Consider the following 13,007-nt stretch of genomic DNA (forward strand, 5'->3'; position numbering starts at 1 on the left):
CAGAATGTATTCCTGTTCTGGAGGGCTGTCAACGCATCCCTCACCCCTCTTTGCCTCAGTAGCTGATAGCCTTCAGGCAGCGTATAACTGCCGCCATCGCTTAAAGAGCCCATCTGTCTATGCCCAACAGCCCTTCTCGCCGCCTCACCATTGCCGATGTCGCCAACGCCGCCGGGGTGTCGCGCACCACCGTGTCCCACGCGCTCAATGATCGCGGGCAAGTCGATCCGGTCACCCGGGCACTGGTGAAAGAAGTTGCTGAACGCCTGGGCTACAGCCCCAACCTGCGTGCCCAGCGCCTGCGCACCGGACGCGCCAACGCCATCGCCCTGCTCTCCTCCATGCCCTTTGCCGTGGCCGGTGGTTCGTCGCGCCTGGGCTTTTTGATGGAAATTGCCGCCACCGCCACCGAAGCGGCGCTGCGCCGAGGCGTGGCCCTGGTGCTGGTGCCGCCCATGGATGAGGCCAGGGAGCTGCTTGATACGCTGGATATCGACGGCGCGGTGATCATCGAGCCGGTGGCCAACGATCCAAACGTTGCGCGCCTGCGCAAACGTGGCGTGAAGCTGGTGTCCATCGGGCGCCAACCCGAGGCCCAGGCCTTGCCGTACATCGACATGCATGGCCAGGCCACCGGCACACTGCTGCTCGACCACCTGCAACAGCAAGGCGCGCGGCGCATCGGCCTGGTGATCGGCGTGCAATCCCGGCACTCCTACCTGGACATGGAGCAGGCCTACCGGGCCTATTGCGCGGCCACCCACCAAGAGCCGGCGATTGTTCGGGCAGATGAAGGGGGTGGCGAAGCTGCCGGTGCGGCGGCGTGTATGGAGCTGCTGCAAGCGCACCCCGGCATCGATGGCCTGTGCGTGCCGGTCGATGCCTTTGCCACAGGCGCTGTGCGAGCGCTGCGGGACAAAGGGCTCAAGATCCCCCAGGACGTGAAGGTGGTGACGCGCTACGACGGCTTGCGCGCACGCGAAAGCACCCCGCCCCTGACGGCGTTGAACATGCACCTTGAAGAAGTGGCAGCCCTGGCCATCGAACTGCTCTTCGAGCAGATCAATGACACCGGCGAGCGCCAACGCATCGACGCCCCCCTGGCCACCCTGATTCCACGCGAATCGACCCTAACGCCGTAGTTGCTGCCCCGCCGTAATACACAATCCCGGCAGTGCAACCTGAACTACTTGGCGCGCACCGCTGCCGGCGGCGTCCAGGCACCGGACAGCACCTCGGCTTTGGGCCAGTACGTACGGATGGTCAACTCGAAATCGCTTCTCGGCGCCGGCAGCCAGTTGGCCTCCTTGTCCTTGCCGGGTGAGTCATGCTGCACGTAAAGCGTCAACGAGCCATCGGCGTTGTGCTTCATGTTCTTCAAGTTCTTGGTACCCAAGGAATATCGCTGCAGGTCATTGGCTGCGAAGAAATGCTGGGGGTCGTACATCGTCAGCGACCAGAAGCCATCGGCCGGCGGTGTCTGGCCCTTGTCGAAGGTCACGGTGTAACGGTGATTGCCGTTCAGTCGCTCACCCTTGCCGTCCACTTCCAGGAAGAAGTAGCGGGTTTCCTCCGGCTGGTTGGTGTACATGTTCGATTTGGCAGTGGCGACCCGGGTCAGGTAATCGTTGCCCCACCGGGCCACATTGGTCGGCGAGTTCCAGCCATTGGGCAGTCGCGACCCGTTGGTGCGGAAGTTGAACAGCTCGCTGATGACCTTTGTTTCGGTCTCGTTCGCGGCCTCGAGCATTGCCTGCTTCACCGCAGGGTCCTGTTTTGCAGCTTCGAGCAGGGCTTTCATCATTGCGTAGCGACTTTCCTCCCCCGCCAGCGGCGGGACCTTCTCCAGTACTTCCGGCAGCTGGTCGAAGAACTTCGCCGGGTCTACCCACTTGGTTTCGCTTGAGGAATTCTTACCCGCCGGAAAATGCGGCAGGGCCTTCCAGTCGGTGGTCACGGTCTTGCCGTCGTAGCGGCTCAGCGGATACACCGCTACCTGATTGAGTACGGTGTGGATAGCCTCGCGGTCTTCCTTGCTGTCATCCATGAACACCCGTGGCCCCATGGCGACCAGTTCGGTCGGTGCCTTGATGACCGCGGTAATGCCGTCGGGCACCTTGCCATTCCAGTTCGGACCGACCAGCAAGTAATTGCCAGGCTTGGTGCCGTACTGTTTACCCAGCTTCGAGAATTCCTCGCTGCGCGCGTCATAGATGGCATACACCCAGAATCGGTCGCCGAAGTCGGGCACTTGCAGCACTACCGGCTCCTTGTCCACGGCGCCATAGCCAAAGCCATAGACCACGTCCTGGTTAGGGTGGGCCACCCAGCGTTGCTCCGGGGATACGTAGGTGCTGAGCATGGTCACATAGCCGGTCGGTGCTGCCGGCAAGATACCGCCAACCAGCCCCTGCTTGGGCGCGGCGGCGAAGGAGGCACGGCGGTTGAAGGCGTTGACCAAAGGCCAGCCCCAGAGGTAAGTGTCCTGAGCGATGACCTTGGCACTCGCTGGCGTCATCACCGTTCCCGCAGGAATGCCTGGCACCTCCCCGGCAGGCTTGCCGGAAGCATTGCCCGCAGCCTGCACGCCGCCCACCATCGCGCCGCAAAGCGCTAACGCCAGCAACGAATGCCGAAAAGTACTCTTCATAGCCTTCAAACTCCGTGTGGAATGAACAATGGCAGTCACATTGACCATCGGGTGCTTCCAGACTGAAAAAAAGTGCCCGACTCAAACCTGGGCCAGGCACTTCGGCAATCTCTCCGATAAGGTCGATGATCCTTTACAGGCGCCCTCGCCCGCCGCCGGCCAGCGCTCGGCACGCACAGCGGGCAAAGTCGATCAACGTTGGCGTGTTGCGGGCGCGCGCAGCAGCCAGGCTGCCAACGCGGGCAGCAAGAGGATTGCGCCGAGCAGATTGACCAGGAACATGAAGGCCAGGAGGATGCCCATGTCGGCCTGGAACTTCAGTGACGAAAAGGCCCAGGTCGCGATAGACAGCGTCATGGTCACTGCGGTGAATACTGACGCCGTCCCCCGTTGCTTCAGCGCCTCGACAAAAGCTTCGCGCAGATCGGCGCCACCCTCGTGCATTTCATGCTTGATCCGCTCGAACAGGTAAATGCCGTAGTCGACCCCTACCCCCACGCCCAATGCCACCACCGGCAATGTGTTGACCTTGACGCCAATGCCCAGCACCGCCATCAGTGCGTTGCAGAGCACGGTGACCAGTGCCAGCGGCAAGATCACGCACAGGGTGATACGCAGCGAGCGGAACATCCACAGGCACAGCAGCGTGACCGAGGCGAACAACGCGCTATTCACCAGTCTGTCACCGGCATGTACCACCTCGTTGGTGGCCGCCATCACCCCGACGTTGCCGGACGCCAGCTCAAAGCTGACCTGATCGCTGTCGTAGGCGGCTTTGAACGCCTTGATCTTGTCCATCAGGGTCGTGATGGTGTCGGCCTGGTGGTCGCGCGTGTAGATGGAAACGGGGATCGCATTGCACGCGCTGTTCATGTACTCCGTACCGACTCGCGTAGCGAACCCCACGCCTTGGGCAATCTGCGCGGTGGGCTCGGGCAACACTCGCCACTTCAGATCGGTTTCGGCATAGGCCTGAGTGATGTTGCCGACGAACCCTGCCAGGCTGCGAACCGAAGAAACGCCATCGTCCTGACGCAGGTACAACTCAAGCTCGCCGATAGGGTCGAGTACTTCCCGTTTCACGCAGGGCGTCTCTTCATTGCTTTTGGCCCGTGCCACCACTTGCAGCAAGTCAACGCCAATGGCGAAATCGCCGGTGATAACCGCCACATCCTGGTTGTAGCGCGAGTCGGCGCGCAGTTCCGGTACCCCGGCGCCGGTATCGCCCACATGCAGGTTGCGCGCTTCATACAGCCCACCCACCAGCAACAGCCCAGCGCACAACAGCACGCCAAGCGCACCACGTCGGGTCGCCAACACCCCCAGACGCTCCCACAGGCCGGCTCCCAGGGTTTCCTTGCCGCGCAGCTTCTGGGCGTCGGCAGCACTCAAGCGCATGAATGACAGCAGAATCGGCAGCAGCATCTTGTTGGTGACGATCATCACCGACACGCCGAGAGTGGCCGTAATGGCCAGCTCCCGAACCATCTCGATGTCCACCAAGGCAATGACCATAAAGCCCAGGGCGTTGGCCAGCAGTGCCACGGCACCCGGAATGAAGAGTTTCTGGAAACAGTTACGCGAAGCCGTGACACCATCGGCGCCGTTGAGCGTTTCGAGCTTCCAGGCGTTGGTCATCTGCACCGCATGGGACACACCGATCGAAAAAATCAGGAACGGCACCAGGATCGACATCGGGTCGAGTGTCAGTTTTACCAGCGGCAGCAGACCGAGCAGCCAGATCACCGGCACCACCGCACAGATCAAGGCCCAGCCGGTCAGCATCAACGACCCGCAATACCAGTACAGCAGCGCCGCGGTGATGACAAAGGCGATGATGAAGAACACCAGCACGCCGGAGGCACCTTCGGCGATATCGCCAATCGACTTGGCGAACCCGATGATGTGGATGCTGATGTCATCGCTCTGGTTCTGCTGGCGAATCTGCTCCAGTTTTTTTGCCACGCTCTGCAGGTCCAGGCGCTCACCGGTGGTCGGATCGGTTTCCTGCAAGTTGGCTACAACCATGGCGGCAGACAGGTCGTTGGAAACGATCCGCCCGACCCAGTCCGACTTCAGCGTACGCTCGCGGACCTGGGCGATTTGTTCAGGGGTGCCGGCGTAACTGGAATCGACCAGGTTGCCGCCGGTGAAGCCGTCTTCCACCACTTCGGTGTAGCGCACGTTGGAGGTGAACAGCGACGTCACCGAACTGCGCTCCACGCCATTGATGAAAAACACCTCATCGGAGACTTTGCGCAAGGCCGCCATGGCCTGCGGCGTAAAGACCTCGCCCTGGTTGTTCTTCACCGCCACCAGCACCTTGTTGGCGCCGCCGAAGTCCTTCTGGTATTCGAGGAAGGTCTGCATGTACGGGTGGTGCAGCGGAATCATCTTGAAGAAACCCGCCTCCACCTTGAGGTGACTGGCGCTGTACCCCAGGCCCAGGGTGATGAGGATGAACAACGCGAGCAGCGGCTTGCGTTGATGGAAGATCCAGTAGGACACCCGGCCCACCAGCCCGCGGGAGAAATCCTGGCGCCCCAGACGATCGTCTTGCCTGGCGAAATGTTCCTGCTTGCTCATGAATCAATCCTGCCCTTTCGCTGCAACCGGTGAGAGCGTCATCACGCCGTGATCGCCAACGGCCAGTAGTTGGCCGTCGCTTCGTTCAAGCGCCCGCGCGAGGCTGGCGTGGGTGGAAGGCAGGGTCGAGAAATGCTCGCCCTGGTCGTCGCTGGCCAGCAGCAAGCCACTGTTGCCCAGGATCAGTACGCGCCCGGACTTGAGCTGCAGCGCGCCATTGAAGGCAAAAGTGGTGTGGCTCGGGCGTTGCGTCCAGCTCTGCCCGGCATCGGCGGAATACCAGAGGTTGCCGCGCATGCCATAGATCAGCAGGCCACCCTCGCGCAGTTGCAACGCACCGAACAGGCTGCCGCCGTATGGGCTGCTCAGTGCCTGCCAGGACTCGCCCAGGTCGCTGGACCGGGCCAGGGTGCCGCTCTCCCCCACCATCAGCCAGTCACCGTTGGCCAGTGCAATGACCTGCGAGATGTGGCGGTCGAAGTCTTCGTCCATCACCCGGCGACGTTGCCAACTGGCGCCGTTGTCGGTCGACAACAGGTACAGACCGAAGGCCCCCCAGGCGGCCATCCGGCCCCCGCCCAGTGCGGCGACACCCAGTAGCGCGTCACCGTTGGTATCGGCTTCGACTTCGTGCCATTGGCGCCCGCCGTCCTCGGTGCGCAACAGCGTGCCGCCATGACCGACGGCAACGCCCCGGTTGGCGTCGACAAAGGCCACACCCGCCAAGGTGCGCGAAGACGACGTGCGGATACTGCTCCAGGGCCCGTCTTGCTGGTCGGCGCGCAGCACGACGCCGCGTTCGCCAACCGCCACCAGGCTCTCGCCTGCCTGAGTGACGTTGAGCAGGAACACCCGCTGCGGATGAACAGGAAAATCCAGCGCCGGCTGTTGCGCCTGGACGTGAGCGGCGAGCAGGCACAGGCCTGCCAGCACCGGTATGTGGCGTAGCGACATGAACGTAACTCCAGCGAACGGCAGGGCCACGGTGGGTGGCCGCTGCCGGAATCAACCCAGGTGATGGCAGGTCACTTGCCCATGCGGCGCAGTGCGTCAGGCTGGAAGTCGACAAACCGTCCTTTGCTGCCAAAGCTCCAAGGCTGTGCCTCTTCGTTGGCCAGGCCCGCGACGTAGTAGCTGCCGTTGCTCAGGTCGTGCCAGATATTGGCGCGGTACCACGGCACCTGGGCGTCATAGAACTGCACCAGCGGGTGCACGCCAACGCGCCACAGCGTGCCACGGGTGTCATAGGCGTCGCTGGCCAGTACGGTCCAGGAGTCCTCGTCGAGGTACATCACGCGCTTGCCGTAGACATGCTTGGCGTCCTTGCGCAGGGTGCCTTCCACCACCCATACCCGATGCAGCTCATAACGCATGACCTCGGGATTCGGGGTGTTGGCGGTAAGGATTTGCTTGTACGGGGTGGCCTGGGCGCCGAGCTTGTAGTCGTTGTAGGGCACATACATCTCCTGCTTGCCCACCAGCTTCCAGTCAAAGCGGTCCGGGGCGCCGTTGTAACCGTCAAAGTCGTCGGTCACACGCAGGCCTTCGGTACCGTCGTTGACGTTGTCGTAGGCCAGGTCCGGAGCCCGGCGAACACGGCGTTGGCCAACGTTGTAGATCCACGCCGAGCGAACTTCCTGGACCTGGTCGATCGGCTCGTGAACCAGCTGCACGGTCCCCGCCAGGGTGGCCGGCGAAATGAACCGGGCGGAATAATTGAGCAGACGGTTCTCCGACTGCTTGTCCATGTTCATGTCAAAGACACGGTTTTCCTGAATGCGTACGGTGTAGAAGTCACCGCTGCTGCGTACCGGGAAGGAGGCGTAGGTTCGCTGCAGGCCACCGCCGAGATAGCGCAGGTTGTGGTTCCAGATGGCTTCCAGGCCGTTTTTCGGAATCGGGAACGGCGTGGTGGTGCCGTTCAGGTCACTCACGGCAAACCCATTGAGCTTGGCGTTGACGGCTTCCTGGCGGACCTTCTCGGCAATGGCTGGCGGCACCATGGCGGTACGGTGGGTGGTATACACCGGCATGTTGAAATTGGGGTATTTGGCCAGCAGCGCCTGCATGCCTGGCGTCACTTTGTCTTTGTACTGCGCAAGGTTTGCAGCCGTGATGGTGAACAATGGCTTTTCACTGGCGAACGGGTCGATGTAGCCCTGCGCCGCACTCCAGCCCGCAGGCGGCTGAGCCAGGCCGCCGGTGTAAGCCGGTATCGAACCCTCGGCATTGCCTGCCATCTCGCCCCCTAGCGGGGTGAGGTCCTTGCCCAGGCGGGCAGCTTGATCAGCGGAAATTTGTGCATGGGCCTGGCTGCTCAGGGCAAGCAGGATGGCCGCCGTAGCACCGGCACGGAGTGATGTTTTCATCGGAAAAACCTCTTGTTGTTCTAATTAGAAGCTGTAGCTGTAGCTGGCGGCGTAGAAGTCGCGGTCGTGCAGCGGGTCGTACTCGGCGCTGTTGTCAAAACTGACGTAGCTGAAATCGAGTTTGTGCTGTTTGTTGTAATCGAAGGTGATACCCAGCGCCGAGGTAACCCGGCCTTCGTTGAACTGGCCGTCCATCGACACACCGTCGACGTCCTGACCAAGGAAGGTGTACGGCGAGGCCGTTACACCGGTGCCCAGAACGTTGTTGTAATCCAGTTGGGCGCGCAGGCGATAACCCCAGGCGAAGTCGGTGGTGTAGCCGTCGTCCTTGCAACCCGCCGGGCTTGAGTTGACCAGGCTGGCCACCGGGTTGCTGCAGGTACTTCCACCGGCAGGAATGGTCGAAGACGAGCCCAGCCCGTAGATGAATCCGCGACCGTAGCGTCGATCGCCCTCACCCTGAGGCGTGCTGTTCCACTGAAAACCGACTTCGGCGACCACAGTCAGGTTGTCGGCCTTGAGGACATTGGGGAACACATTCACACCGTTGACCTGAAGCTGCGTCTTCTCGTAGCGGTCCCAACCGGCGGTAAAAGGTGAGCTTTGCAGTTTTACCTGCTGCAGCAGTTCCCCTGCCGGGCCGACGCCGGCCAATGCACCGTTGAGCAGGTCGGCGCCGTTGATCTGCGCAGGCTGGTTAGGTGAATAGCTGAGCTCCGAACCAATCGACCAACCGCCCGCCGTGGTGGTAAAGCTCAAGCCGAACAGGCGGATGTTCTCCGGGTATTCCCAGCTTGGGCCGACAAACTGGCCTGCAGCGTTGCGCCCCACCGGGCCCGGGATGCCGGCGTTGGGGAATTGCGTGAGTGACACCGAGTCAGCGCTGCGCATGCCCAGGTATGGCGTACGCGAGTGGTAGTTCATGTAGTACAGGCCAAGCTCGCCGTCCACCGCATCGACCGGCAAGCGAAACGCCACCCCCCACTGGCCGCTGTCATGGGGATCCTTGCCTTTGACCTCAGGCAGATACGCACCCGCAGCAATCTTGTCCGGCGAGGACGGGCTGGTACCGCCGAGGAAGGTCCCCAGCTGGCAATCGCCAAAGTCCTGCCCGATCGCACTTTCGGTGACGGACCAATAATGACCACAGCCCTCGATGGCCGTACTTTCATACTTGAGCTGGTAGAACGCTTCCATCGAAATACCGGCCGGCAGGCCGACGTTCATGTACCCCATCCACACCGGAATCAGCGCTTCCTTGAGCTCGGTGCCTGGCCGGCGCAGCGCCGGGACGTCCAGCGGGTTTATCTGGTTGATGCCCTGGATAAAGATGCTCTCCCCCCAGTTCACCACCTGGCGCCCGAGGCGCAGCTGCACCGGGGTATTGTCGAAGTAGAAGGTGTTGTAGACATAGGCATCGAGCAGGTAGAGACCACTGAACTTTTGCAGGTCGTCGTAACCGTTGTCATTGAGCGGCTTCTTGCGGTAGCCGTTGGAGGCGCTGCCAAAATTGACGTCTTCATCCATGAGGGCGTAGTCATACCAGCCCTTGACCCGAACCAGGCCGCCCAGGTCGCCGCTGCGCAGTGACAAGTCCGTCACGAACTTGGCGATACTGGAAAAGCGATCACCTTTGTCATAGTTCAGGTTGCCAGCGTCGACCGAACCGCCGGTGCCGCCGGACTTGCCGCGCAGTGCACCGTTGGCGCCGCTGAACAGCGCGTTGTCCTGGTCCTCGGCCCGCCATTGGGAACCGACGGACAAGGTGGTGTTCCACTCACCTTCTACGCCGTTTTCCAATTGGAACGGCAACGCATTTGCTGATCCGGCCGAGGCAATAGCCACGGCCAGGGCCAGCGGTTTAAAGAGCGCACGGATAGTGACGTTATTGTTATGCATGCAGGTCTCCGACATCGCCCTTGCCACGCAGATCCGGGCTTGGTCGGCGGGGTGAGCGTTCTTGTTGGTTTACGCAAGGATGCCCACAGGCCACTCAAATGCATTTGTCGGTTGATGTCAGCAATTTGTCATATGACGTCAGGCGAAGAATAATTCTGTCGTTGCAGAGGTAAAACTGGAGAGGATATAACTGCTCGACAGCCAGGGCGTTGCGCCTGAGATTGCGGGCTGAAGCGGTGATGGCCGCGCGGTTGAACCCAAAAGAAGAATAAGACTATGACTGCCCTGATCAGAGCGACGTCGCTCACCGGATTTCCCGAGCTTGTTCGTGACCTGGGAGGCGATCCCGAAGACTTCCTGCGTCAGATGCAGATTGAACCGGCCATGCTCGACAACGGCTCTGCGGTGATTCCCTACCGTGCCTTTATCAACCTGCTCGAGTTATGTGCCGAGCAGTTGCACTGCGTCGATTTCGGCCTGCGTCTGGCCGAACGCCAGAGCATCATGATCCTGGGGCCATTGGCGGTGGTGGGGCAAAACGCACGGAATGTCGGCGAGGCGCTGACTGAAATCATCCGCTTCCTCCACACCTATAGCCCCGGTGTGCTGGTGTACCTGGACCGCGAAAGCGACCCCCAGCGGCTGCATCTGATCTACGAACTGCGCCTGCGCCCCGCGCCACGCCAGGGACAGATCATCGAGCTGTCGCTGGGTGTGATGTTCAAGACCCTGCAGATGCTGTTCGGGCCAGGGTTTCGACCGCATTCGGTGCTGACACGGACCGAGGCACGCCTGCCGCAAAGCCGCTACCAACGTTTTTTCGGCGCTCGCACCTACTTCGGCCAGGCCCATAACGCGCTGGTGCTATTGCCCGAGCACTTGAGCAAACCGATTGACCAGCACAATCGGCTGTTGCACGACACCATGATGGATTACGTCAGCAGCCTGGGTGCCGCCAACCCGCTGCAAATCCACACCCAGGTCGAAGACTCCATACGCCGACTGTTGCCGACACAACGCTGCGCGCTGCCGCTGATCGCCGAGCAACTGGGCATGCGTGAACGGTCCCTGCAAAGGCGCTTGGCCGAGCATGATCAGGTGTTTGAGGAGATGGTGGAGAATGTGCGCCGCGAACTCGCCGACCTGTACCTGGCCGAGGCGCAAATGCCCATGGCGCAGATTGCCGGCTTGTTGGGCTATGCCGAGCAGAGTTCATTCAATCGCGCCTGCCGACGCTGGTACGGCGCGCCGCCGCGGGAGCGGCGAGCGCAATTACGCGCTGCCGCGGCGGTGACTCAATCGTAGGTGATCATGATCTTGGCGTGCTGGTCCGGCTGGGCCAGGGCACCGAAGGCTGCACTGACACCGTCCAGTGTTACCCGCTGGGTAATCATCGGCCCACCGTCGAGCGTACCGTCGGCCAGTGCGTGCAGCGTCTGGGCGAACTCCTCACCGGTATAGCCGAAGGAGAAATGCACGTTCATTTCCTTGCTGATACCCATCAGCGGTTCGATCCGATCGCTCTCCATGCACACGCCCACCACAATAAGGCGCGAGCGCGGCGGAGCATTCTGTATGACCTGCTGGATCATCCCCGGTATGCCGACACACTCGAACACGACGCAAGGTTTTGGCTGCGGCCCCAGCCCCAGCAGCGCCATGGGGCCGTTGATGTCATAGCCCGAGGGGGCGGCCACTTGTAGCCACGAGGTGTACGGCGACTGCTCAGCCGGATTGACCACCACATCGGCCCCCATCTTTTCGGCCAGCGCACGGCGGCCGGCGCTGAAGTCTGCGGCCACAATCGGGCCGATGCCCCGCGACTTCAGAATGGCGATCATGGCCAGCCCAATAGGGCCACAGCCGATCACCACCGGTACTTCGCTGCCGTCCAGACGCGCACGGTTCACCGCATGGGCAGCTACCGTCAGCGGTTCGGTGAGCGCGGCGATGTCTGCTGGCAAATCCCCCGGCACGGGCAGCAGCATCTGCTCGGCCAGCACCATCTGTTCGCCGTAGCCGCCTGGGTAGCGGTTGGAAAAGCCAACGTGATGGAAGTGCTGCGGGGTAATCACGAACGGCAACGAGCAGACCCGAGTGCCCACTTTGAGCTGCTTGTCGCTGCCCGGGCCGTGATCAAGAATCTCGGCGCAATACTCATGACCGAACACCACGTCCTGACGGTCATCGAATGCAATCGGGATATTGCCGCGTTTGAAGTTCGCCAGAACATGCTGGCAGTGGTGAAACATGTGCAGGTCTGAACCGCAAATACCGCAGGCCAGGGTTTTGACCAGCACTTCGCCCTGCCCCGGCTGCGGGGATGCGATGGAATCGACCTGCAGCTTCTGGTCACGCATGACAACAGCTTTCATGGCTTGCCTCCGAGTTCAGTAATGCGCCGTCCGCCTGAACGGCACGCAAGGATCAGTTCAATTGGCCGGTTTCACGCAGCCAGGCTTCGGAACGGCGCAGCCCTTCCTCCAGGGCAACCTTCGGCGCATAGCCGAGCAGGCGCCTGGCCTTGTCAATGGAGATGCCGCCAGTGCGGGAGAACATGTACATCGCGTCCGGGGTGACTTCGTTGGCCCGCCCCAAGGTGCGATTGATGTACCAGAGGCCATGGGTCAGAGCGACCGCCAGCGCCAGTGGCAGGCTGCGTGGCGAGCCAGTGCGCCCGGCCCAGTGCCAGTGATGACTGAAAAACTGCTGGCAACTCACCGACTCGGCCGCGCTGATGTGGAAGATCTGCCCACGGGCCTGATCGAGACCCGCCGCGAGCATCACGCCATCGAGCAGGTCCTCGATATACACCGGCGTCCAGCGCCCCGAACCACCCGAAGGCAGAATCAATGCCCCGGCCTTGGCCATCTTCAGCGGTTCACTGAGCCAGGCCCGGGAGCCCGGACCATAGACATCGCCAGGCCGGACGATGGTGCACTCGATCTCGCCCGCCGCATGGGCGGCCAGCACCAGGTGCTCGCTGGCCCCCTTGGCGACGCCATAGCGGTATTGCTCACCGATGACCACGTCACAGCGCTCATCGGCCTGCTCCGGGTATTGCCAGCCAAGGGCTGCAATCGACGAGAACTGCACAAAGCGCCTGGCACCGCCAGCAATCGCCACATCCAGGCAGTTACGCACACCGCGCACTGACACCTCGCGGTACAGCTTCCAGGGCGCCGCCAGCGAAACCACCGCAGCGGTGTTGATGAACAACTCGCAGCCACGGGCGTGTTCGGCCCATTGTTCCGGCCGTACCAGGTCGCCGGCGACGACGTTGTTGATGGGGTCGGCATGCAGATCCATACCGCGTACTTCAGCGCCCAGCGCGCGATAGCGCTTGACCAGCGCCTGACCGATGAAGCCACTGGCCCCGGTAATGAAAACTGAACGTGGCACTTGGGGGGTTTGCCCCTGTGCACCGACCGGCATATTGGAATGGCTCATCGAGCACTCTCCAGCAAGTATCGTGAAGGGCGGGCGCCTGGGCGCCCGCGCGT

9 protein-coding genes are annotated in these 13,007 nt (G+C 61.9%); 2 read left to right on the forward strand and 7 right to left on the reverse strand.

Features of this window, described 5'->3' with window-relative positions; genetic code table 11:
• The first annotated feature begins 119 nt into the window (after positions 1-119).
• Positions 120-1,142 carry a substrate-binding domain-containing protein gene (locus U9R80_RS14105; protein ID WP_301837660.1) on the forward strand — a complete coding sequence of 341 codons (1,023 nt, stop codon included), beginning with the start codon at positions 120-122 and terminating at the stop codon, positions 1,140-1,142.
• Positions 1,143-1,186: 44 nt separating this feature from the next.
• On the opposite strand, the gene U9R80_RS14110 is transcribed toward U9R80_RS14105, so the two are convergent.
• From U9R80_RS14110 to U9R80_RS14130, 5 genes are all read right to left on the reverse strand, one after another.
• Positions 1,187-2,650, reverse strand: coding sequence for a DUF1254 domain-containing protein (locus U9R80_RS14110; RefSeq protein WP_301837659.1), 1,464 nt, complete (start codon positions 2,648-2,650; stop codon positions 1,187-1,189).
• Between the two features lie 192 nt (positions 2,651-2,842).
• Positions 2,843-5,236 (reverse strand): efflux RND transporter permease subunit, encoded by a 2,394-nt coding sequence (locus U9R80_RS14115; RefSeq protein ID WP_301837658.1) that lies wholly within the window; start codon positions 5,234-5,236, stop codon positions 2,843-2,845.
• A 3-nt stretch (positions 5,237-5,239) separates the two neighbouring features.
• Positions 5,240-6,190, reverse strand: a complete 951-nt coding sequence (locus tag U9R80_RS14120; protein WP_301837657.1) for a YCF48-related protein — start codon at positions 6,188-6,190, stop codon at positions 5,240-5,242.
• Positions 6,191-6,261: 71 nt separating this feature from the next.
• Positions 6,262-7,605 (reverse strand): DUF1329 domain-containing protein, encoded by a 1,344-nt coding sequence (locus tag U9R80_RS14125; protein ID WP_301837656.1) that lies wholly within the window; start codon positions 7,603-7,605, stop codon positions 6,262-6,264.
• Between the two features lie 24 nt (positions 7,606-7,629).
• A complete protein-coding gene (locus tag U9R80_RS14130; RefSeq protein ID WP_301837655.1) occupies positions 7,630-9,504 on the reverse strand; it encodes a DUF1302 domain-containing protein in 1,875 nt (624 codons plus the stop codon).
• Between the two features lie 276 nt (positions 9,505-9,780).
• Between U9R80_RS14130 and U9R80_RS14135 the strand changes: the two genes are divergently transcribed.
• On the forward strand, positions 9,781-10,809 hold the full coding sequence (locus U9R80_RS14135; protein WP_301837654.1) for an AraC family transcriptional regulator: 1,029 nt from the start codon (positions 9,781-9,783) through the stop codon (positions 10,807-10,809).
• Here U9R80_RS14135 and U9R80_RS14140 read toward each other — a convergent pair.
• Together U9R80_RS14140 and U9R80_RS14145 are read right to left on the reverse strand one after the other, a co-directional pair.
• Complete coding sequence (locus U9R80_RS14140; protein WP_301837653.1) at positions 10,800-11,879, reverse strand: zinc-binding dehydrogenase; 1,080 nt, start codon at positions 11,877-11,879, stop codon at positions 10,800-10,802. The genes U9R80_RS14135 and U9R80_RS14140 overlap by 10 nt on opposite strands.
• 52 nt (positions 11,880-11,931) lie before the next feature.
• Positions 11,932-12,954: an NAD-dependent epimerase/dehydratase family protein gene (locus tag U9R80_RS14145; protein WP_301837652.1), complete on the reverse strand. Its 1,023-nt coding sequence runs from the start codon at positions 12,952-12,954 to the stop codon at positions 11,932-11,934.
• Between the last annotated feature and the right edge of the window lie 53 nt (positions 12,955-13,007).

Source organism: Pseudomonas sp. JQ170C, from assembly GCF_035581345.1.
In the GTDB taxonomy this organism is placed as follows: Bacteria; Pseudomonadota; Gammaproteobacteria; order Pseudomonadales; family Pseudomonadaceae; genus Aquipseudomonas.

What these genes read in the sequence shown, in the direction of transcription:
- U9R80_RS14130 (WP_301837655.1), bottom strand. Translation starts at nt 9,504, where the DNA reads ATGCATAACAATAACGTCACTATCCGTGCGCTCTTTAAACCGCTGGCC.
- U9R80_RS14105 (WP_301837660.1), top strand. Translation starts at nt 120, where the DNA reads ATGCCCAACAGCCCTTCTCGCCGCCTCACCATTGCCGATGTCGCCAAC.
- U9R80_RS14110 (WP_301837659.1), bottom strand. Translation starts at nt 2,650, where the DNA reads ATGAAGAGTACTTTTCGGCATTCGTTGCTGGCGTTAGCGCTTTGCGGC.
- U9R80_RS14125 (WP_301837656.1), bottom strand. Translation starts at nt 7,605, where the DNA reads ATGAAAACATCACTCCGTGCCGGTGCTACGGCGGCCATCCTGCTTGCC.
- U9R80_RS14135 (WP_301837654.1), top strand. Translation starts at nt 9,781, where the DNA reads ATGACTGCCCTGATCAGAGCGACGTCGCTCACCGGATTTCCCGAGCTT.
- U9R80_RS14115 (WP_301837658.1), bottom strand. Translation starts at nt 5,236, where the DNA reads ATGAGCAAGCAGGAACATTTCGCCAGGCAAGACGATCGTCTGGGGCGC.
- U9R80_RS14145 (WP_301837652.1), bottom strand. Translation starts at nt 12,954, where the DNA reads ATGAGCCATTCCAATATGCCGGTCGGTGCACAGGGGCAAACCCCCCAA.
- U9R80_RS14140 (WP_301837653.1), bottom strand. Translation starts at nt 11,879, where the DNA reads ATGAAAGCTGTTGTCATGCGTGACCAGAAGCTGCAGGTCGATTCCATC.
- U9R80_RS14120 (WP_301837657.1), bottom strand. Translation starts at nt 6,190, where the DNA reads ATGTCGCTACGCCACATACCGGTGCTGGCAGGCCTGTGCCTGCTCGCC.